Origin of the sequence: Nonomuraea sediminis, assembly GCF_018531495.1 — a bacterium.
GTDB lineage: Bacteria > Actinomycetota > Actinomycetes > Streptosporangiales > Streptosporangiaceae > Nonomuraea > Nonomuraea sediminis.
The window spans coordinates 1,409,736-1,431,116 of the sequence record NZ_JAHDTI010000001.1 but is presented as its reverse complement, the minus strand read 5'-3'; the positions used below and the strand labels follow the sequence as shown (position 1 = coordinate 1,431,116).

The following is a 21,381-nucleotide window of genomic DNA, read 5'->3' as shown; positions in this document are numbered from 1 at the left end:
GATCGTTGGGCAGGGTGATCGCGAAATTGCGCGCCTGCGGGTTGCCATTGCCTGGGGATCTAGCTTCGTCCTGAGTCGCGTCTGGGACAAGCCGACAGTGCGACATCTTCCCGGCAAGGCTGGCCGCCGACGGCGCGCTGTGGATCACGCCGGCCGATCTACGCTACGAGCGGCCGGCCGCCGAGGCCGTGCCAGATATCGAGGATGACTCGGCCAACCTGCTCATGTCCTGGACTCTCGAAGCCGGTCGATGATCGCCTCCAGATCCGCTCCGGCGGGGAGGGTGCCCCAGGCGGGCGTCGCGATCTTATTGACCGTTCCCGGTGAGGAACAGCTGAGCCTCGACCTGGTCCAGCGCTATCCGGATGGCCCCCTGGGCGACGGAGTCGTCGCCCAGTCCGGACACCTCGATGCGCGGGGGGAAGACGCATGCCTTGGCCAGGTGGTTGCGGATCGGTTCCGCCACGATGTCGCCCGCCAGAGCCAGGCTGCCGCCGACGACCACGACCTCGGGGTCTATCGAGACGATGAGGCCTTCGACGGCCTTGACGAAACGGCGGGCGAAGTCCTTCGCCGCCGACTCGGCGGCGGGCTCGTGGCGGGCGGCGGCCTCGAACAACGGCCGCACATCCCGAGGGGGGTCGTCTGCCCCGCTGCCGTGTTCGGGGTCGACGGGCGGTAGGTGATCGAGGAGGCGGCGGTACGCCTTGAGCGCCCGCTTCCCACCTGCCCGGGTGAGTTCTCCCGCGCCGCCGTGGTGGCCCTTCGGGATGCGGCCGTCGATCAGGAAGCCGGTGCCCATACGCAGCCCGGCGTGAAGATACACGACATTGTCGGCGGCCATGGCCGCCCCGATCCAGCGTTCGGCGGCCGCGCCGGCCCGCATGTCGTTCTCCACGACGATCGGCGCGCCGATGATGTCGCCGAGCTCCGCCGAGAGGTCCATGCCGGTCCAGCCGGGGAGATTGGACAGCACGACGCGGCCGGCGGCGTCGACGATGCCGGTGGTCGCCACCGCCGCGCCCAGGACGGGTCGCCGTCCGGGCGCGGCGTCGTCGAGGACCCGTGCCACGGCGCGGCGGACCGCTTCCAGCCGCTCGGGTCCGTCGGCCCGCCGGGACACCGGCGCGTGGTGGGAGGCCACGATCGTGCCGACCAGATCGGCCGTCAGGACGTGGACCCAGTCGGGGGCGACATCGACGCCGACAACGTGGCCGGCGTCGGCCCGGAAGCCGAACCGCCGGGCAGGCCGGCCGGCCGCGCGGCCCGTCCCGCCCGTCGGCTCCAGATCGTTCAGCAGACCCTGCTCCAGCAGCGACTCCACGACATCCTCGACGGTGGGCCGGGAGACGCTCATCGCCTTCGTGATCTCGGTGAGCGTCATCGAACCAGGCTGCGTCGTTGTGCCGGACCCGGACAGTAGCGCGCCGTGCAGGACGCGCAGCACCGCCGCCGAGTTGAGCTTGCGGAGCACCGAGGGATCCCCGTTCAGACCAGCCATCTCCACCTCTTGACGGTCCCTATGTGAGCTGCAACACTACCAGCCATCCAGGATATAAAACAAACTTTATTTATATACCTGCCCCCCGCCTGGCGCCGCGGGGAAGGCCCAGCCTCCGCCGGATTTCGGCGGCCCGCCCCCCTTCGAGGAGCATCAGCATGTATGTACCGCGTGGAACCAGGCTTCGTACGACCGCGGCGGTCGCGGTGGCCGCGGCGCTGGCGCTCAGCGCCTGTACCGTCGGAGGCGGGAACGTCACCAAGGCGTCAGGCAGCGGCAGCGCCGTCACGCTCACGTTCCTCACGTTCGAGAATCCCAACCTGACCAGTGAGTACTGGGACGCCGCGATCGCCCGCGCGAGTGCGAAGGTGCCCGGGGTGACGATCAAGAAGCTGGTCGGCACCAACAGCACCGCCTATCTCCAGCAGCTCTACGCGTCCGGCCAGGCGCCCGACATCATGACGAGCATCTCGCCGGACGGCTTCGCGCAGAAGGGCGAGCTGGTGGCGTGGAGCGCGGACGAGATGAAGAACTTCATCGACCCGCACGCCGGCGCCATCAAGGGCCAGACGTACGCGCTGTCGTTCAACGTGCAGCCGATCCCCCTCGTCTACTACAACAAGAACGACTTCGCCAAGGCGGGCATCACCGCCGCGCCCAAGACCTACGCGGAGTTCCTCGACGACTGCGCGAAGCTGAAGGCGGCGGGGATCACCCCACTGGAGATCGGCGGCGGAGGCAAGGACACCTGGGCGGCGGCGTTCGGGGTCGGGGCCATCGTGTCGTCCGACATGCTGACCAAGACTCCTGACTGGTTCAGCAAGCGCGCCGCCGGCACGGTGAAATTCACCGACCCGGACTTCGTGGCGGCCGCCCAGAAGGCCGCGGACCTGTCCAAGAAGGGCTACATCGACACCGCCGGGCTCAGCCGCTCCTACGCCGACGTCGAGCAGGCGTTCCGTGACAAGAAGGCCGCCATGTACCCGATGGGCTCGTGGTTCTCGGCCTCCCTCGACAAGACCAAGCCGTCGTTCGACGTCGGCGTCTTCGGCTGGCCCAGCGACGCCGGGCAGAACGTCGTCCCGGTCGTCACCGGCGGCGGTCTGATGGTCAACTCGAAGGCCAAGGACGTCGGCCTCGCCAAGAAGTGGGCCCTGGCGTTCGCCGAGGACAAGACCAATCTCGACAACAGCGTCCTGGCCGACGGGCTCATCATCGGCATCAAGGGCTACACGCCGCCGACCAACGTCGGGGCGATGTACACGCAGACGCTCGACATCTACCAGAAGGCGCAGCAGAGCGGCCAGACGGTACCGGCCTGGATGAACACGGCCGGCGACGGCTCCCTGCCGCCGGGCTTCTCCGACCAGCTGAACGCGGCGATCGTCGACCTGATCACCGGGCGCAAGTCGCCGCAGGCCTTCGCGGCGTATCTCGACCAGCGGTACGCCGCGGCGACGCGCTAGCTCCCATCGGGACCTGAACTTGGAGCCGCACATGCAAGGCGTCAAGAACCACGATCGGCCGACCGCGGCCGGACCGCGGGGACCGTTCGGATCGGTGGAGCGGGCAAGACCGCCGATCGGCGCCTCGCGGCGCGGGCTGGGAGGTGGAACCTACCGCTTCCTGGTGTTCGCGCTGCCAGGCGCGGCTGTCTACGTGGGCCTGGTGCTCGTCCCGATGGTGATGGCCATCGGGACGAGCACCACCGACCGCAACGGGTTCCGCCCCGCGACCCACTTCGTCGGCCTGCGGAACTACGGTGACCTGTTCTCCGACCCCGCGTATCTCCAGACCCTGCGGAACACGCTGATCCTCACCGCGATCGTCACGATCGTCCCGAACGTCCTCGGGCTGGCCATCGCGCAGCTGCTGGACCGGCGCGGCTGGGCCTTCAACGCGATGCGCGCGGTGTTCTTCGTCCCGGTGGTGCTGTCCTCGGTCGTGGTCAGCGTCATCTGGGAGACGATCATCACCGATGACGGACTGCTCAACCTTGTCCTGCGCGGCCTGGGCGTCGCGCAACCGCCGGGGTGGCTGTCCGATCCGGGAATCGCACTGTACAGCGTCGCCTCGATCATGTGCTGGCAGATGCTCGGCCTGTGCGTCGTCATCTACCTGGCGGGCCTGCAAGGCGTCCCACAGGAGCTGATGGAGGCCGCGGCCATCGACGGCGCCGGCCCGGTGACCCGCTTCCGCGCGGTCACCTGGCCGATGATCGCCCCGGCCGTCACCATCTGCACCGTCCTGCTCATGATCGGCGGATTCAAGGCCTACGACCAGGTCAAGGTCATGACGAACGGCGGCCCTGGCATCGGCACCACCACCACCCTGGCCTTCGACGTCGTCGCGACCGGCATCGACGGGGCGCACATCGGATATGGCGCTGCCAAGGCCACGCTGATGCTCGTGCTGATCGCGGCCGTTTCCTTCGCCGCGCTCCGCCTGCTGCGCCGCCGGGAGGTCGAACTGTGACCACGCGGACCTGGACCGGCCCCGTGCGGACCCTTACGGCCCTGACGGTGACGGCGGTGTTCATCCTGCCCGTCTACCTGGTGCTGGCCAACACCTTCAAGCCGGGCACGGAGATCTTCGCCCACCCCGGAACGCTTCCCCTGCACCCGACGCTGGACAACATCCGGAACGTCACCGGCCGGACCGACCACCTGTTCTGGGCGGGACTGTTGAACAGCGTCCAGGTCACGGCCCTGTCCGTGGTCTTCTCCACGATCTTCTCGGCGATGCTGGCGCACTACCTGGTGCGTACCAAGACCCGCGGCGTCCGTTTCATCGCTGTCCTGATCCTGGCCGGCCTGATGATTCCCAGCGCCGTCACGCTCCAACCGATCACCGAGGTGCTCGGGCAACTGCACCTGATGGGCACGGTTCTGGGCCTGGTACTGGTCAACGTCGCGGCGAACCTGCCGTTCGGCTGCCTGCTGTTCATGGGCTTCATCAAGAACATCCCGCTGGATCTCGAGGAGGCCGCGGCCCTCGACGGAGCCGGGCCGCTGCGGACGTTCTGGTCCATCGTCTTCCCCCTGCTGCGACCCGCCGCGGCCAGCGTCCTGATCTTCACGGCGGTCAGCGTGTGGAACGACTTCATCACACCGCTGATCGTGCTGGGCCCGGCCAACGGCAGCACCGTGACCGTCGGCATGTACCGCCAGATCAGCGAGCACGTCTCGGACTTCGGAGCGGTGTTCGCGTTCATGGTGCTGTCCACCATCCCGATCTTGATCCTGTTCCTGTTCTTCCAGCGCTACTTCGTCAAAGGCCTGCTCGGCGGGGCCACGAAGGGATGATCCACAGCATGTCCGGCTCGCAGTTCACCAATGTCGTCGACTCGCCTGGCAGGGTCCTGACCATGGCGGTGGCCGGCGGAGGGGCGCGCGGCTTCGCCTACGCCGACACCGCGGTCCGCCTGTCCGGCCCGGTGCGCGTCGTGGCGGTGGCCGAACCTCGCACGATCGCGCGCGGACGGTTCGCCGCCCGGTTCGACGTACCCGCCGACAACGTCTTCAAGGACTGGCGTGACCTGGCCGCGGCGCCCCGGCTCGCCGACATGGTGGTCGTCAGCCTGCTCGACCACCAGCACGTGGAGGCCGTCCTGGCCTTCGCCGAGCGCGGCTACCACATCCTCCTGGAGAAGCCGATGGCGACCACAGAGGAGGACTGCGTCAGGATCCTGGAGGCCGTCGAGGCGGCCGGCGTCCACGCGGCGGTGTGCCACGTGCTCCGCTACACGCCCTACACCGTCGCGCTGCAGAAGCTGCTCGCGGACGGCGCGATCGGGGAGATCGTCTCGATCGAGCACCTGGAGCCGATCGGGCACTCGCACTTCGCCCACTCGTTCGTGCGAGGCAACTGGCGCCGCGCCGACGAGAGCAGCCCGCTGCTTCTGCAGAAATCCTGTCACGACATCGACTGGCTGATGGCCCTGATCGGCCGCCCGGTGAAGCGGGTCTCCTCGTTCGGCAGCCTGAAGCACTTCAACGCCGCGAACCGGCCCGAGGGCGCCGCCGACCGGTGTGTCGACTGCTCGATCGAGCCGGACTGCGCCTTCTCCGCCGCGCGGGTCTACCGCCGGGGCGTCGCCGCCCCGGACTCCTTCGAGGGCTACACCGCGCTGGTGATGGCCGGCCAGCTCACCGCCGAAGCGGTCGAGGACGCGCTGGCGCACGGACCGTACGGACGGTGTGTCTACGCCAGCGACAACGACGTCGTGGATCATCAGGCAGTCCAGATGGAATTCGACGGCGGTGCGACGGTGAGCTTCACCTTGACGGCGTTCGCCGAGGGCACCAATCGCAAGACCCGCGTATTCGGCACCCGGGGTCAGATCACCGGCGACGGGCGATACCTCGAGCTGTTCGACTTCCTGTCGGAGCGGACCACGGTGATCGACTCCGACACCGGCACGGGCCACACGGCCGCCGACGGACACGGCGGAGGCGACCGCGCGCTGCTGGAGGCATTCGTCCGCGGACTGCGCGAAGGCACAGCCGGGGACATCCCGTCCGGCCTGAAGGAGAGCCTGGCCAGCCACCGGGTCGTCTTCGCCGCGGAACGCGCGCGGGCCGCGGGGACCGTCATCGAACTGCCGGCGGAGACGTGATTCAGGCGTTCGGCGAGAGCTCCTGAAATGAACTGCCCGGCATGGTGAAAGGACATTGATCAGACATGGGTGACGACCTGGCGGTCGAGGAGCCGCGATCCGGGGCGGAGGTTCGCGTCGCAGCGACCGTCCCGCTGGGATCCCCACCGACCTGGGCGGTGTCGCAGCGCCGGTTGTTCGACGTGCTCGACGAGGCATGGCGGGTCTTCGAGCACCGCTACTGCGAGCCGGACGGACGGCTGGCCTACCGCGACCGTCCGATGGGCCGGGACGGTGCGGACGATTTCTACGAACCCTTCTTCAACTGGCCCGCCCTGTACCTGCTCGGCGGCTCCTCCGATGTACTGGACGCGGCCAAACGCCATTGGAACGGCGTCACCGCGCAGCTCACCGAGCTCGGCCTGCTCAAGGACGAGTTCGACCGCGGCTATGACTGGTTCCATCAGGGCGAGTCGCTGCTGTTCCTCTACGGGATCTGCGCGGCCGACCCGCGGGATCCGGACTTCCGGGAACGGGCCGAGCGTTTCGCCCGTCTGTACCTGGCCGGGGCGCCGGAAGGGAACTACGACGCCGAACTGAACATCATCAGGGCCCCGCACAACGGCGCCGACGGACCCCGTCCCGGCCTCGGCGAGGAGATGGACGCCTTCCCGCCCGACGCGGACATCTTCCACCCCTACGGGTTGCCGCTGCACGACGTGCCGGGCATCACCGAGTGGGACGACCTCGCCGACGACGTCAAGGCGCGGACCATGGGGCAGGCGATGCGAGAGCGCCTGGGCCGCGGCGACACCGCGATCAACCTGTGCGCGACGTCCCTGCTGACAAACGCCTGGCTGTACGGCAACGATGCCGCCTACGCAGAGTGGATCACCACCTACGTAAGCGGATGGTTCTCCCGCAGCCGCGACCTCGGCGGCGTCTTCCCCGACAACGTGGGGCTGTCGGGAAAGGTCGGCGAGTACCACGACGGCCGCTGGTACGGCGGGCATTACGGGTGGACCTGGCCGCACGGCTACCACACCGTCGGCGCTGCCGCGCTGATCGGCGGCATGAACGCGGCCTTCGTGAGCGGCGACGCCGGGTTCCTGGAACTCGCCCGGCTTCCGCTGCGTCAGGTGATGGAGCAACGCCGCCCCGGCGTGGTGCCGGAGACCGAGATGAGCCAGCGCCGGCCCTGGACCGAGCGGCTCGCCGACGAGGCGAAGCTCCCGGTGATGCTGTACCCGCACCGCCACGGCCCGTCGGGGTGGTTCGACTTCCAGCCGATGCAGACCGCGTTCCCGACGTGGCTGTGGTGGTACTCGATGGAGAAGGGCGACGCCGAGGTGCTGCGGGACATCCGTACGCGCAGCGGGTACGACTGGGCCCGGGTGCGCGCGTTCCGCGACAAGGAGGAGGCCGGGCACGAGGCGCCGTGGCTGGCCTACCTCAACGGGGACAACCCGCGCTATCCGGAGGAAGCGCTGGCCATGGCGGCGGCCCAGGCGGCGCACCGGCTGGCGCTCGTCGCCGCCGACGACGAGCGGGACGTCGAGGACATCCACTGGTGGCAGCGGAAGAACCCGGTGGTCACCGAAGTCCTGACGCAGTTGACCACCGGCGCCCCGCAGGTGCTCTACAACGGCGGGCTCCAGCACGCGCGCCTGCGCTACGGCGACGCAGAAGCAGGCCGGCCGGGCCTGCCGCCGGACGTCGCGGCCCTGATCGACCACCTCGACGACCGCTCGACGCACGTGACCCTGGTGAACCTCAGCCCGACCCGGCCCCGGCTGCTGTGGCTCAGCGCGGGCGCCTTCGGCGAGCACCGCATCGACCGGGTGACCTACGACCGCCGTGAAGACAGCCACCCCGGAGATCCGCTCGGCTACGCGCTGCCCGCCCCCGCCGCAGAGCGGTTCAGCGAGAGCGTCGACGGCCCGAGGCTCGTCGTGTCCCTGCCGCCGGCCCACACCATCCGCCTCGAACTGGACATGACACTGCGTGCCTACCCGCCGCGGCATCAGACGTTCGACGCGATCAGACCTTCGGAGAACAACGCGTGAACACCCATCCGGCCGACGCCGCGTGGCCCATCCCGGTGCGCGGCACGCGCCCCGCAACGCCCGACCCGGCCCTGGTCGCCGAACTAGCCCGGGTCAGTTCCGCCACGGCCTGCGCGAAGCTGCACGCGGACGGCATCCGCCGCACCTTCGTACAGGGGCCCGTCCCGCTCGTCGACGGACACCGCGTCACCGGGGTCGCGCGGACGCTCCAGTTCATGCCCCAACGCGAAGACGTGGCGACCGGACTGGGGCAGGAGGACGTGGAGAAACACACCGCCCTGTGGGAGGTGCTCGAGGTCGTCGAACCCGGCGACGTCCTGGTCGTGCAGGCCTTCGGCAGCCCCTTCTCCGGGTGCTTCGGGGACATGCTGGTCCGCTACTTCCAACGTAAGGGCGGCGCCGGGATCGTCGTCGACGGCTACATCCGCGACGCGCCACGCGTCCGGCAGCTCGGCGTCCCGATCTGGTGCCGGGGCACGACCCCGCACTACGCCTCCCAATCCGAGCTCTTTCCGTGGGCCTACGACGTCCCCGTCGCGGTCGGCGGCGTGTTGTGCCTCCCCGGTGACCTGGTCGTCGCCGACGACGACGGCGCCGTGGTCGTCCCGGCGGGCAAGGCTGCCGCGGTCGTCGCCGAGGCCCGCGACCACGAGGAGTGGGAGGTGTTCAGCCGCCGGCGGATTGACGAGGGCGCACGGCTGAGCGACTACTACCCGCTGACCCAGGCCACCCGCGCCGAATACGAGCAGTGGCGGCGGGACGGGCGCTGATGCGAACGGGATCCGGCCGCCGACGCCGCCCCGGTCCAGCACATCGTCGGCACCAGTGATGAGGAGTCCTCGGCAATGACGACGTTCCGCTTACGCCGTGGCACGGCCGGCTTACTCGGGCTGTTCGTGCTCGTCGGCATGGTCCCGGGTCACCCCGTGGCCCAGGCAGCGACCCAGACGACTTTCTGGGTCGCCCCGCCCAACGATCCGACGACACCGGGCAGCGACACCAATGCCGGTGACCAGCAGCACCCGTTCGCCACGCTCAACCACGCACGGCAGATGGTGAACAGCCTCCGGGCCGGTGGCACGCAGACCGGCGACATCGTGGTCAACATCGGCCCCGGCACCTACTACACCCCCGCACCGGTGGAGTTCACCGACGCCGACTCCGGAACCGGCGGCTTCCAGGTGATCTACCGGAACGCGCCCGGCAGCGCCGTCGGCTCGGCGAGGTTCGTCGGCGGCAACCCGATCACCTCCGCCTGGAACCTCGTCACCGCCGCCACCGGCAGTGACGCGGCCCTGCCCGCGAGCGCCGCCGGACGCGTGTACAAGACCAACGTCGGCACCGGCACCCCCTTCAACACCCTCTACGTGGACGGCACCCGCGCGACGACGGCAAGGACGCCGAACCGGGCCGTCGACCCGCGCTTCCCCTCGGCGCTCGGCGGCTACTTCAACGCGACCGGCGGCGGCATGACCAGCCTGGTCTACAGCGCCACCGACCTGCCCACCACCTCTGCCTCCATCAAGGGGCTGACCGGCGCGCAGCAGGCCGGCCAGCTCGACGCCCAGCTCGTCGCCTGGGACTACGGCAAGGCCTGGATGACCGACACCATCCCCCTCGGGTCGGTCACCACGTCCACCCGCACCTTCGCCTTCAAGGCGGTCGCCGGGCATCCCGAGCTCAACCGGCCCAAGTACCCGATGGCGAGCGGATCGCGCTACTTCGTGCAGGGCAACCTGGGCTTCCTTGACGCGCCGGGGGAGTACTACTACAACAAGACGACCGGCGACCTCTACTACTACCCCGTGAACGGGGCCGACCCCAACCAGCAGTCGATCGTCGTCCCCACGACCGAGAGCATCCTCCGGGTCGCCGGGGCCTCGCGGACGAACCAGGCGTCGAACATCACCTTCGACGGTCTGGCGTTCGAGGGCACGGACTTCCCCGACTACTACTCCTACGGCTGGAACTGGGGCGACGCCGGCGCTGGCATGGGCACCTACCCGCCGGAGGCGGCCGGCGCCACCCTGCCGTCCTACAGCGAGTCCACCGAGCGGGTGGAGTTCCAGACCGGCAACATCGTGATGACGAACGCCAGCCGCATCACGGTGACGAACGCGCACATCAAGAACGCCGGGATGTTCGGCGTCGAGCTCTACCTCGGCGTCGACCATGTCACGGTCTCGAACTCCCTCATCGAGGCCACCGGGCACGGCGGCGTCAACGTCGAAGGCGGATACCCCGGAACAGGCGGAGACGCCTCCGGCAACGGGTACACCACCGACAACACGGTGACCAACAGCCTGATCCACGACGTCGGACAGCTCGTCGGCCAGACCGCCGGCATCACGATCAACAACGCCACCGCCACCACGGTGTCAAACAACGAGATCTACAACTCCCCACGCCGCGGGCTGTTCATCATGGGCGGCTGGCCCCGCAACACCGGGACCGCGACACCCAACGACAAGGGCTACAACCGGATGACGGACCTGTACGCCCACCACAACGTCTTCACCCGCAACTACCTGCACGACCTCCAGCAGGACGGCGGCGACGACGGCGGGTTCTTCTGCGCGATGCTCTACCGGGGCACCGACGGTGCCACCGCGAACCGGGTCAACACCATCGACCAGATGCTGATCGACGACGTCGGCGCGAACCCGTCCATGGCCGACTACGCGCCCAACGACCTCAACCTCGACATGGGCTGCTCCGGTTTCACGATCAGCAATCTGAAGGCCGTCAATCCGCAGAACTTCAACGCCGAGCTGATGACGATCGAGCAGTACTCGGACGTCATCAGCCTCACGAACACGAACATCGACTACGGCTCGGCCGTCAACCAGCTGGCCACGTTCGACGACACCAAGATGGACTACGCGAACATCGGGCTGACGGCGTCGTTCCCGAGCGGGTACAGGCCGCAGGTGACCACTCCGGTTCCGCCGTCGAACGTCTACTTCCAGGACGCCTTCGAGTCCGGGCTCGATCTGACGAAGTGGACCTACCGCGGCGCGGCGCCGCAGATCTCCACGGAGTTCATCGCCGAGGGCGTCCTCGGCGGCAAGCGGTCCCTGCAGCTCGACAGCGACAACTCTCCGTCCGGGGCCAAGCCTGTCCTCGTCCGCGACTTCGGCCAGCCGCTGCAGCGGATCGTCACCGTCGACTTCTTCGACCGGCAGAGCTCGGTTCTGGCGACGTACAACTCGGGGGTTCCCCGGCCGACCACGGTCAGGTCGTTCGCCCGCGCGGACGACGGGCAGCGCGTCGTCGGCCTCGGCGTGGACACCGCGGTGAGCTCTACGGCCTACGTCCTGCAGAACGGTTCGACGCAGACGGCCACCACCGTGCCGCGCACCTACGGCTGGCACCGGTTCACCTGGGACTACACCGGCGGGACCGGCGCCACGGTCTCGATCGACGGCACCGTCGTCGGCACGGTCGGCGGGCTCGCCGGCGTGAGCCGTCTGGAACTGGGCAACGCCGACGGCAAGGGCATCACCTTCTACGACCGGGTCTCCGTCCACGGTGGCACCGGCACCGGAACCGCCCCCGCACTGCCCGGTCCGTCGATCGACCTGGCGCAGAACGCGCCGGCCACCGCTTCCACCGTGGAGACATCGTCGTTCCCGGCCTCGAACGCCACCGACGGTAACCCGGCCACCCGCTGGTCCAGCCAGTACGCCGACCCGACCTGGCTTCAGGTCGACCTCGGGTCGGTGAAGACCTTCAACCGGGTGGTGCTGGCGTGGGAGGCCGCGTACGGCAAGGACTACCAGATCCAGACCTCGAACGACGGCACCACCTGGACCACCGTAGCCACGCGCACCGGGGGATCGGGCGGCACCGACACGCTGAGCGGGTTCACCGCCGGCGGACGCTACGTCCGGATGTACGGGACCGCCCGCGGCACGTCGTGGGGTTACTCCCTGTACTCGCTCCAGGTATATGACGACGGCGCGGCCAAGACCGGTGTGGTCCTGCGGGCGCACGCGAACGGCGCGTACGTCACGGCGGCAAGCGGCGGCGCGTCCGCGCTGATCGCCAACAGCTCGTCCGTCGGCCAGTGGAGCGTGTTCGACGTGATCGACAAGGGCAACGGCGACATCGCGCTGCGCGCGCACGCGAACGGAAAGTACGTGTGCGCTGACAACGGCGGTGCGTCCCCGCTGATCGCCAACCGCACCGCCGTCGGCCCGTGGGAGACGTACAAGCTGATCCGCAACGCGGACGGCAGCGTCAGCCTGAAGTCGCTGTCCAACGACCGCTACGTGACCGCTGCCGACGCCGGCGCGTCGCCCCTGATCGCCAACCGCACCGCCATCGGCCCGTGGGAGGAGTTCGACCTGGTCGCCGTCTGAGCGACCGATCGGGGAGGCCGCCCGCCAGGCATGAGCCGGCGGCCTCCCCGCCCACCGCGCACGTTCCAGCCCGCCCTGACGAGGAGACACGGTGACGAGCCTCGGCCCGCCACAACGGCCCAACCCCCTTGACCTGCCCGCCTTCGGCCTCGGCTGCGCGCCGATCGGCGACCTGTACGAGCGGCTCACCGATGCGCAGGCGCTGTCCACGGTGCACCGCGCCCTCGACCTCGGCATCAGGCTGTTCGACGTGGCTCCCCGTTACGGTGCCGGACTGGCCGAGCGTCGCCTGGGCCGGGCGCTGCGCGACGCCGACAGGACAGAGGTGGTCATCTCCACGAAGGTCGGCTGGCTGCTCGACGACGACGGCGCGGAGCATCCCGACTTCTCCGCGAAGGGGGTCGCGGCCTCGCTCGCGGCGAGCCTGGACCGGCTCGGCGTGGACGCCGTGGACCTCGTCCACATCCACGATCCCGACGACCACCTCGGCCCCGCGCTCGACGAGGCGCTTCAGGAACTGCTGGCGCTGCGCACCGCGGGGGTGATCCGGGCCGTCGGCGTCGGCATGAACGACAGCGGGCTGCTCACCCAGTTCGTCCCGGACACCGGCATCGACTACGTCCTGATCGCGGGGCGGGACACCCTGCTGGAACAGCCCGCGCTGCGGGACCTGCTGCCGCTCTGCTTGGACCACGGCGTCGGCGTCATCGTCGGCGGGATCTACAACTCGGGGCTGCTCGCCGACCCCCGACCCGGCGCGAAGTACAACTACGCCTCCGCGCCCGAGGCGGTGCTGGAGAGGGCCGTCGCGTTGCGGGAGCACTGCGCGGCACACGGCGTGCCGCTCAAGGCCGCCGCCGTCCAGCTGCCGCCGGCGCACCCGGCCGTCCACAGCGTCGTCATAGGGCGCCCGCAGCTGCCTCATCGACATCGCCATCGACATGACGAAGCTGAAGTTCTTGATCCGCAACCGTGGCGGCCAGTTCACCGATGCCTTCGATGCGGTCTTCGCCGACGCCGGCTTGCGCGTCATCAAGAGCCCACCGCAGGCCCCGAAGGCGAACGCGCACTGCGAAAGGATGATCGGCACCCTACGCCGCGACCTCCTGGACAGGATGCTCATCCTCAACGAGCGCCATCTACGCCGAACCCTCACCCGCTACCTGGAGCACTACAACACGGCTCGGCCTCACCGCGGCATCGGACAGTTGTCCCCGTTGCAAGCCGAAACCGGACCGCCAACCCCCATCGACCTGGCCGGCCACCGAGTCCACCGCGGCTCCATCCTCGGCGGCCTCATCAACGAGTACCAGGTCGCCAGCTGAAACCGACGAGAACCGGCAGGTCAAACACCGAATCCTATTATTGAGCCCCACACGGGCAGGATCACGATCCGTCCGGAATTGTCTTCACCGTCCTGCCCACCCAACTCGATCATTTGCGTTGCCAGCAATGGGCAGGACTGTCGGATCCCGATCAGGTCCAGCTCATTCCCGGCCCTCTTCGGGCGAGCCTCCGAAGACCCGTAGATCAGCTACCTGGCGGCGGAGACACGTTCGGGAGCTGAGGGCCAATCAGGACTGCGCCAGCCAAACGGGTCGCGTCCCGGACATGGGATGAGACGCGGGTTGACGGTGTCTGAGGCACCGGTCTTGAACTTACGGATTATGAGTCGGTTCCTTTGGTGTCGTCCGGTGTCGTGGAGTGTTGTTTTGTGTCGCTGTGAGCGGGATTCTCCCCGTCGTCGTGCCGGTCAGTGCCGATGCGTGCCGCGCCGTATCGCGTTCACGCGAGCAATCACCGAGCAACCATGCGTGCTTGACCATCGACACTTTGTGCTATTTGTCCCTGTCGGGACTGCTGCCTAGGGCCATGCTTTCGCGATGAGGCCCAAGTGGTCTACGCAGATCGAACGCATATGAGCAGCCGCTGAGCAGCCTCGGCCATCGATTTCCGTCCGCGAGTGAGGGCTCCTTGCGGTTGGTCTCGGATGTGATGCTCAGCCTGCTTGACGTGCATGGATGTAGTTTTCGGCAGGCGCAGTGTTGGGCGAACAGGCGCTGGGTGCGAATCTGCTCGGTCGCTGTGTCCACCAGGTGGTCAAGGCTTGGGCGTAGGCGGCGCCGTACAACGGCTTGGAGGTGAGCCGCAGACTGCGCTGGATCACGTAGGCCGCATGGCCAGCTGCCGCGTAGGAGGCGCGCTGGGTGGCGGCCACCCCTTCGCGCGTCCGGCGATCGAGTTCGGCGAACGGGTCAGCTTCACCCGCGCAGGTAACGGCACGAGAGGAGTCGAACACCTCGGCCTTGGTTGACGCTCGCTCGATGACGACCGTCTCCTCCAGAGCGCGAGCGGCTGACGGGGAGTCGTCGTGGCGGCGATGGACCCACATGGCGAACTGGATCAGCTTAGGTTGCGGCCCTTGGCGCGCGTGTGCCGGTTTTGCGAGCAACGATAGCGACGCCGATCAGGTAGTTCCGATGGGTTCGGAACGCGCGTCGTATGGAGAGCACTCTCCTACGGGCGTCGGGGTGGGTGAGCAGGTTCTTGGCGAAGCGGGCGGCACCGCATACCCCTTCGTCGGCAGCCAGCCGCCGTGGCTGCAGGAGGGCCATGGCTGCAGTGGCGACGTGTTCGACGACGAGGCCGTGGCTTTCGAGCAGGGATCGCCATTCGGCGATGGTGTAGGGGCGTGCGTTCACCTTGATCGAGCGGGCGAGGGTCTGTCGGATTCTGGCTTTCACATCGCCGGGCAAGGCGTCAGGTGTCAACCCGAGTTCGTGGATCGCGTAACCCCCACCGGGGCGCAGGATGCGTGCCGCTTCGGCGACGATGGCGTTCTTCGCCTTGTCACCCTGCATGGTGAGCATGGCCTCACCCAGGACGACGTCGGCGGATCCGTCGGGGAGTCCGGTGGCTGCGGCATCGGCCACAGCTACGGTGCCGTGTTCGGCGACGATACCGCGTACCGCGTCGACTGCCTGCGGATCGCTGTCGATGCCGACGTAGGAGCGCGGACGCAGGTCGATGATCTCGCGTGCGGTCAGTCCCCGGCCGGGCGCGAGTTCGATGACATCGGCCCCGGTCACGCCGGCCCACGCCAGGAGGATCTTCGTGAGCTCGGCGCCGCCAGGGCGGAGGACATGCTTGCCCAGTCGCGCCAGTAGCCGGTGCCCTTGGATGTCCGCGTCGGAGCGTTCATCCAGTGGTGCTTGGGTGTCGCGCCGCTCATGTGAGGCGCGTTGCGGCGTATGTTCCATCGTTCATCGTTTCTGTGAGGTGCTTCTCCTCCGCTGGCCGTGCTCGGCCGTACGGCGGGTGGCCGATCTGTCGGTTCAGCTTCAGCTGGCGACGTCGAGGACCAGTGGCTGGCGTCGTTGGTGGACGGTGAGGTAGGTCAGGCCGTTCGCCCCAGCGGTGAACCTGCGTCGCGAGTGCCGGGGCAGCCAGACGAGTGATTCGGGGCGCAGGGTGAGCGCGTTGAGTTCGGTTTCCAGCTCACCGGCTCCGCTGAGTACGAGGAGCAGGACGTCGAGATCGGGCCCCGCGTGCGCCTCGATGGTGGCGTTGGGTTGCAGGTGGATGATGTTGGAGTCGAGGTCGCGCCGGCTCATCTGCAGTTTCCACACCGCACCCGCCGTGTCGGGGTCGTGGGGGCCGGCGGCGACGGCGTGGGCGTCGGCCAGGATCCGCGGCAACGGGGTGGAGGCGAGTTTACTGATCCGGATCCGCCAGGCCTCCGTCCCCTTGTCGAGATAGTCCCAGCCGTAGGCGCCTGGGTGGTCGAGTTCGAACTCTTGCCGCAGATGTTTCGGGTCGTGGTTGTTGACCAGCACGAAGGACTCGCCGACGGCGAGGCTGTCGAACTCCTGGAAGATTCGGGGGTGCTTGTCGGGCTTGCGTAGCGGTCGTACGTCGAGTTCCTGGTCGGACATGGTGTTTCCTCTCGTCAGCCCTATTTATACAAGTTCGCTTTGTGTAAACTCAAGCCATGACTTACGTGATCGGGCTCCCCTGCGTGGATGTGAAGGACCGGGCGTGTGTGGAGGAGTGTCCGGTCGACTGCATCTACGAGGGCGGCCGGAGTCTGTACATCCAGCCGGACGAGTGCGTGGACTGTGGCGCGTGCGAACCGGTGTGCCCGGTCGAGGCGATCTACTACGAGGACGACCTTCCCGACTCGCTGGGCGCCTATCTGGCCGACAACGATCGGTTCTTCACCGAAACCCTTCCTGGCCAGGATGCGCCTCTGGGATCGCCGGGTGGTGCGGCCAAGCTCGGTGCGCTGAGAGCCGACACCGAGATGGTCGCGGCGCTGCCACCGCAGGGGGCGTGAGCCGACCATGGCCGAGCGGCGCAAAGCCCGGGGAGCCGGTGACGTCTCAGGCGGCGCGACGTCCGCACGATCTGCCGAACAGCCCGCGGCACCGGTGACCGGCCGTCGATCACTCATCCTGACGATGCTTCGCGAATCCGATTCGCCACTCGGTGTGGCCGATATCGCTGAGCGGCTCGACATTCATCTCAACACAGTGCGGTTCCACCTCGACGCCCTGGCCGAAACTGGCCAGATCGAGCGGGTTCACGCCGCACCGGCGGGTCCCGGTCGACCGCCCCTGGCGTTCCGGGCGCGGCCGGGGATGGACCCCGGTGGGCCGCGCAACTATCGCCTGCTGGCCGAGATCCTTGCCGTCAACCTGGCCACCGAACCGGAGCCTGTCACCAGGGCGACCGAAGCCGGACGGGCATGGGGCAGTTTCTTGATCGATCGACCGGCTCCGCCGGTTCCCCTCACGCAGGAGCAGGCGGTCCGCCAATTGATACGCGTGCTCGACGACCTCGGGTTCGCCCCCGAACAACGATCAGCGGGTGGCCACAGACAGATCGGGCTGCGGCACTGCCCGTTCCTCGAATTGGTCGAGACTCAGGCCAAGGTCATCTGCCCGCTGCACCTCGGACTCATGCAAGGGGCGATGAAAGCACTCGGCGCTGATGTGACGGTGGGCCGGCTCGACCCATTCGCCGAGCCCAACCTGTGCCTCGCGCACCTCACGACAGCGGGCGGCACGCCATGACCAGCCGCGTAGGCCATACGACCTGAAGAAAGGAAGGGCCTGCCGATGACCCCGGTACTGGCCATCGCCACCGGCATGACGTTCACCTGGCTCGGAATGGTGCTGGCCATCTCATTCCTGGAGGCACCGCTCAGGTTCCGCGCACCCGGCGTGGACCCGCAGATCGGACTCGGGATCGGCCGACTGGTCTTCCGCGCCCTCAACACCGTCGAAGCTGCCCTCGCTGGGGCGCTCATCGTCGTGACCATCATCGGCGCACCGTCGATCCGGGCCATGACTGCCACTGTCGTCGCGGCCACGATTCTGGGGGCGCAACTCAGCCTCATCCGGCCGCGACTGACCCGGCGCTCCGACCGAATCCTCGCCGGTGAAGACGCCCCACGATCAGGCAGCCACCACGCCTACGTCGTCCTGGAGATCGTCAAAGTCACAGCCTTGCTCACCACCGGCGTCCTGCTGCTGGTGACATGAACCACCCAGTACCGAAAGGCACGTCATGCGGCCGATCTCACTGACCACTCTGGTAGCCGAGCACTTGACCACAGCGCGACAAAGCACAAGTGGACGCAGTGCCCACACCATCCACGGCGGACGCGGGCGCTCCTTGCGCCAGACGCTGCTCGCGATCGCCGCCGGCCATGGCCTCGACGAGCACGAGAGCCCCGGCGAGGCCACCTTGCAGGTGTTGCACGGACGCGTACGCCTCGCGAGCGGCCACCATACCTGGGAAGGGAAGGCAGGCGACTTCCTCGTCATACCGCCAGAGCGCCACAGCCTGACCGCGATCGACGACTCCGCCGTTCTGCTCACCGTGGCAGTACGCGTCGGCCCGGCCGACACACCTGCCAAGGATGCGTCAACCCATCAGAACTGAGCGTGGCCGGGAACGTCCAGGTTCGCGACGGCTTTCCGAGCGGAACTAGACGAGTCCTCCGGCCTGCCAGGCTCGATACCAGGCGTAGGCGGACTTCCGCGAGACTCTCAGCTGCTTGGCCACCAACCAGGGCGCCACGCCGGCAGCGAATAACTCCGCGGCTTGCATGCGCACCTGCTCGCGCTTGGCTCGGGCGGCCGGGGTCAGACCACCACTATCCGGATACCGCATCCCACCGGCATAGTCACCGAGCAGGCGAAAGGCACGCAACCACGCCGAGTCACCTCAACCTTTCAACCTCTGTAGCGGTCCGAGAACGCGGTAGATATCTGCCGGATTTGCTACCAGCTTGGCGTTCCGCCGAAGCACACAGGACCACTCTCGGCTTCGTTGTAGGGTTTCCCGGCGTTAGTCATCCAGGTGCGGGCGTAGAAACAGGTTCCCAATTGGAAATCGGGCATATATGACTGAACGTATCCAAGATATGAGCCATCGCGACCGCGGTAGGTAACCGCATTGGCGGTCGTGGAATCGAGCCAGTAGACGGGGCCAGACCCTTGTCCGTACGGCGCCCTTTGCCGCCCCACCTCAACATACATGCGGACATCGGTGCCCCCATTCCAGTAGTTTGCGTATCCGTAAACTCCATTAGAAAGCACACGCATGCACGGATTGGTCTTGTATCCATAATTGAAGTCCGCCGGACCGGTGGTGCGACAGGAATCGTCGGCGTGAGCGGGTGCCGACATCAGCATCGCTGCCATGCAGGCAGTTGCCCCGACCGCCACCGCGCTCTGAAGGCTGATTCTCATGGCACTACCTCTCAAGGGTTTCGACACGGCCGGGACGTTGAACTCTGCCAACAATTGCTTCATCAGCTCACATCGGCCACCGCGATGATCAGGCGCTGGCTTCTTTTGGGCACGGCACTCGGCCGGCGCTAGAGCCAGGCTGAACAGCGGGGCTCGCCGATGACGAACGAGATCAGGATCTAACGTCCGTGGCCGCACGGGCCATCTATTCGCTTTTGTGGCCAATAGCTGGCGCCAGGGCTGGCCGACGGGATGCGGAACTTCCCCCGGTTGGTGGACACGCTGATACTGGATCTTGCTTGATCCGGAGGAAGCGAGACACCGCCGATGGCGATGAAGGACTACTCGGAGGAGTTCAAGGCCGATGCTGTGGCCTTGTACGAGTCCACCCCTGGCGCGACCTGCAAGGGCATCGCCGCTGATCTAGGCGTGAGCCGGGGAAGCCTACGCGAGTGGGTGCTGCGGGCGCGCGCCCGCCGAGGTGAGGAGCCAGCCAGGCCGACGGCCTGCTTGATACCCCACGTAGACGGCCACCCGTCGGGGTGAGCGACGAGGCCGCCGAGCGGATCGTGTGGGGCTCAAAAACTCGAATCACTTGCAGCGCAGAGCCCTTCGTCCGGTGGGCGCATGGGCTGAGGGGCTGAGGGGCTGAGGGGCTGAGGGCGCCGAGCGGCCGGTCCGGGTCGCCTGGGATCATGTTTCGTGATCTTGTCCACGGTGTACGCCGTGGCCCGGCGCCTGCTGTCTCTGCCCGCACTTCTGCTACGGAGCAGCGTCTCCAAGGAGGCGGAACTGCTGGTACTACGACACCAGAACGCGGTCCTACGCCGCCAGGTGCCCACGGGTGCGCTATGAACCAGCCGACCGCTTGTGGTTCGCGGCGCTCTCGCACCTGATACCCCGCAGCCAATGGGGGAAGATCTTCCCGATAACCCCAGTCACCCTGTTGGCCTGGCACCGCAAACTCGTGGCGATGAAGTGGGACTACAGCAACCGTCGCCGTCCCGGACGGCCATCCACCGCGGCTGGGGTCAAGGCCCTGATCCTGCGCATGGCCGCGGAGAATCCCCGCTGGGGCCCACCGGCGCATCCACGGTGAACTGAGGCGCCGAGCCTACGCGGTTTCCACGCAGACGCCGCCGAAACGGAAATCTTGTCCGCATATGGCCACGCAGCGGTGATGCCCGAGAAGTATCGGAGGAAGCCAGCGAAGGCTGGCAGCGACGTCGACCAGAGTGTCGCTTAATCTGCGTCGGGCCTATGCGGAAGAAGCTCTTGCCGTTCCCGGTCAGCGGTGAAGTCGATCACGGTGCCCGCTCCGTCGGCGAGCCGGACTATGAACTGTTCGCTGTCGTCGTCCTCGGTAAAGACCAGGAGCGCGTCGAGACCGGCCACGCGTCCTGAACCGTATGCGTACGCTGTGCCCTGCAGTTCGCCGCCCGTCAGGTTCACCGGGCGCACATCCACGCGGCTGGTGCAGATGATCTGCAGCTCGATCAGTGGCCTCAGACGCTCGGAATCGCCGGTGGTCCGCAGATACACCGGGACTAAGCCACTGTCGTTCATGTGGAAACGCGGACCGCTGATGTCGGTGACCAGATACTGGTCGCCGTTGGAGGCGTCTGCGACCGCCTCGCGCAGGTCGAGCCGTTCCATGGTGGATCTCACCAGGTCGAATATGCTGGGGGACAGGGCGGAGGGGTTCAGGTTCCTCATCCGCGATCGGGATACGAAGTTCACCGCGATGTTCGACGAACTCTTCACGGCTGAGGGCATCCTCATCATCAAGACACCGCCTCGAGCTCCGCGCGCCAACGCGTTCGCCGAACGCTGGATCCGCGGCCTGCGCCGCGAACTTCTCGATCGGATTCTCATTGTCAACACCCGCCACTTACGACTCGTGCTGGCTGCCTACGAGACCCATTTCAATGAGCATCGCCCACATCGCTCCCTGGGCCAGGCGGCTCCGCTACGAGCCCTTCCTGACCCTGCTGAGGGTGATATAAGGTCATCCGACGTGACCGCCTAGGTGGGCTGATTCACGAATACACGCAGGTCGCATAGGGTGACCGAGTTCTTGGCACCCACAGGA

At 67.7% G+C, this 21,381-nt stretch carries 20 protein-coding genes; 14 read left to right on the top strand and 6 right to left on the bottom strand.

Annotated features, from left to right (window positions below):
- Positions 1–307: 307 nt before the first annotated feature.
- A complete protein-coding gene (locus KIK09_RS06605) occupies positions 308–1,501 on the bottom strand; it encodes an ROK family protein (protein WP_214317700.1) in 1,194 nt (397 codons plus the stop codon).
- Between the two features lie 158 nt (positions 1,502–1,659).
- Here KIK09_RS06605 and KIK09_RS06600 point away from each other — a divergent pair, with 158 nt between their 5' ends.
- The 8 genes from KIK09_RS06600 (at position 1,660) to KIK09_RS60960 (ending at position 13,897) form a co-directional block, all read left to right on the top strand.
- Positions 1,660–2,967 (top strand): ABC transporter substrate-binding protein, encoded by a 1,308-nt coding sequence (locus KIK09_RS06600; protein ID WP_214317699.1) that lies wholly within the window; start codon positions 1,660–1,662, stop codon positions 2,965–2,967.
- Between the two features lie 31 nt (positions 2,968–2,998).
- The gene (locus KIK09_RS06595; protein WP_214317698.1) at positions 2,999–3,976 is read left to right on the top strand and encodes a carbohydrate ABC transporter permease; all 978 of its coding nucleotides are present in this window, start codon (positions 2,999–3,001) and stop codon (positions 3,974–3,976) included.
- Positions 3,973–4,806 (top strand): carbohydrate ABC transporter permease, encoded by an 834-nt coding sequence (locus tag KIK09_RS06590; RefSeq protein WP_214317697.1) that lies wholly within the window; start codon positions 3,973–3,975, stop codon positions 4,804–4,806. The genes KIK09_RS06595 and KIK09_RS06590 overlap by 4 nt, the downstream gene beginning before the upstream one ends.
- 8 nt (positions 4,807–4,814) lie before the next feature.
- A complete protein-coding gene (locus tag KIK09_RS06585; RefSeq protein ID WP_214317696.1) occupies positions 4,815–6,119 on the top strand; it encodes a Gfo/Idh/MocA family protein in 1,305 nt (434 codons plus the stop codon).
- Positions 6,120–6,184: 65 nt separating this feature from the next.
- Complete coding sequence (locus KIK09_RS06580; RefSeq protein ID WP_214317695.1) at positions 6,185–8,164, top strand: DUF8034 domain-containing protein; 1,980 nt, start codon at positions 6,185–6,187, stop codon at positions 8,162–8,164.
- Positions 8,161–8,934 (top strand): RraA family protein, encoded by a 774-nt coding sequence (locus KIK09_RS06575; protein WP_214317694.1) that lies wholly within the window; start codon positions 8,161–8,163, stop codon positions 8,932–8,934. Before KIK09_RS06580 ends, KIK09_RS06575 begins: the two co-directional genes overlap by 4 nt.
- 75 nt (positions 8,935–9,009) lie before the next feature.
- A complete protein-coding gene (locus KIK09_RS06570) occupies positions 9,010–12,528 on the top strand; it encodes a discoidin domain-containing protein (protein ID WP_214317693.1) in 3,519 nt (1,172 codons plus the stop codon).
- 91 nt (positions 12,529–12,619) lie between these two features.
- Entirely contained in the window at positions 12,620–13,897 is a 1,278-nt protein-coding gene (locus tag KIK09_RS60960; protein ID WP_214317692.1) for an aldo/keto reductase, read from the top strand.
- Between the two features lie 630 nt (positions 13,898–14,527).
- On the opposite strand, the gene KIK09_RS06560 is transcribed toward KIK09_RS60960, so the two are convergent.
- The 3 genes from KIK09_RS06560 to KIK09_RS06550 all read right to left on the bottom strand — a co-directional run bounded on the left by KIK09_RS06560 (position 14,528) and on the right by KIK09_RS06550 (position 16,463).
- Entirely contained in the window at positions 14,528–14,920 is a 393-nt protein-coding gene (locus tag KIK09_RS06560) for a hypothetical protein (protein ID WP_214317691.1), read from the bottom strand.
- 16 nt (positions 14,921–14,936) lie between these two features.
- On the bottom strand, positions 14,937–15,788 hold the full coding sequence (locus tag KIK09_RS06555) for a class I SAM-dependent methyltransferase (RefSeq protein ID WP_214317690.1): 852 nt from the start codon (positions 15,786–15,788) through the stop codon (positions 14,937–14,939).
- Positions 15,789–15,869: 81 nt separating this feature from the next.
- On the bottom strand, positions 15,870–16,463 hold the full coding sequence (locus tag KIK09_RS06550) for a DUF2249 domain-containing protein (protein ID WP_214317689.1): 594 nt from the start codon (positions 16,461–16,463) through the stop codon (positions 15,870–15,872).
- A gap of 56 nt (positions 16,464–16,519) precedes the next feature.
- On the opposite strand from KIK09_RS06550, the gene fdxA reads away from it, so the two are divergent.
- From fdxA to KIK09_RS06530, 4 genes are all read left to right on the top strand, one after another.
- A complete protein-coding gene (gene fdxA, locus KIK09_RS06545) occupies positions 16,520–16,864 on the top strand; it encodes a ferredoxin (protein ID WP_214317688.1) in 345 nt (114 codons plus the stop codon).
- 7 nt (positions 16,865–16,871) lie between these two features.
- Positions 16,872–17,603, top strand: coding sequence for a helix-turn-helix transcriptional regulator (locus tag KIK09_RS06540; RefSeq protein ID WP_250572539.1), 732 nt, complete (start codon positions 16,872–16,874; stop codon positions 17,601–17,603).
- 75 nt (positions 17,604–17,678) lie between these two features.
- Positions 17,679–18,074, top strand: a complete 396-nt coding sequence (locus KIK09_RS06535; protein ID WP_250572538.1) for a hypothetical protein — start codon at positions 17,679–17,681, stop codon at positions 18,072–18,074.
- A 133-nt stretch (positions 18,075–18,207) separates the two neighbouring features.
- Complete coding sequence (locus tag KIK09_RS06530; RefSeq protein WP_250572537.1) at positions 18,208–18,477, top strand: cupin domain-containing protein; 270 nt, start codon at positions 18,208–18,210, stop codon at positions 18,475–18,477.
- Positions 18,478–18,522: 45 nt separating this feature from the next.
- Here KIK09_RS06530 and KIK09_RS57445 read toward each other — a convergent pair whose 3' ends face one another.
- On the bottom strand, positions 18,523–18,708 hold the full coding sequence (locus KIK09_RS57445) for a helix-turn-helix domain-containing protein (protein WP_275955999.1): 186 nt from the start codon (positions 18,706–18,708) through the stop codon (positions 18,523–18,525).
- 908 nt (positions 18,709–19,616) lie between these two features.
- On the opposite strand from KIK09_RS57445, the gene KIK09_RS58975 reads away from it, so the two are divergent.
- Complete coding sequence (locus KIK09_RS58975) at positions 19,617–19,835, top strand: transposase (RefSeq protein ID WP_275955998.1); 219 nt, start codon at positions 19,617–19,619, stop codon at positions 19,833–19,835.
- A 696-nt stretch (positions 19,836–20,531) separates the two neighbouring features.
- Here the strand turns inward: KIK09_RS58975 and KIK09_RS06520 are convergent.
- Positions 20,532–20,945 carry a hypothetical protein gene (locus KIK09_RS06520; protein WP_214317685.1) on the bottom strand — a complete coding sequence of 138 codons (414 nt, stop codon included), beginning with the start codon at positions 20,943–20,945 and terminating at the stop codon, positions 20,532–20,534.
- Between KIK09_RS06520 and KIK09_RS06515 the strand changes: the two genes are divergently transcribed.
- On the top strand, positions 20,944–21,318 hold the full coding sequence (locus KIK09_RS06515) for an integrase core domain-containing protein (protein ID WP_214317684.1): 375 nt from the start codon (positions 20,944–20,946) through the stop codon (positions 21,316–21,318). The genes KIK09_RS06520 and KIK09_RS06515 overlap by 2 nt on opposite strands.
- Positions 21,319–21,381: the final 63 nt, after the last annotated feature.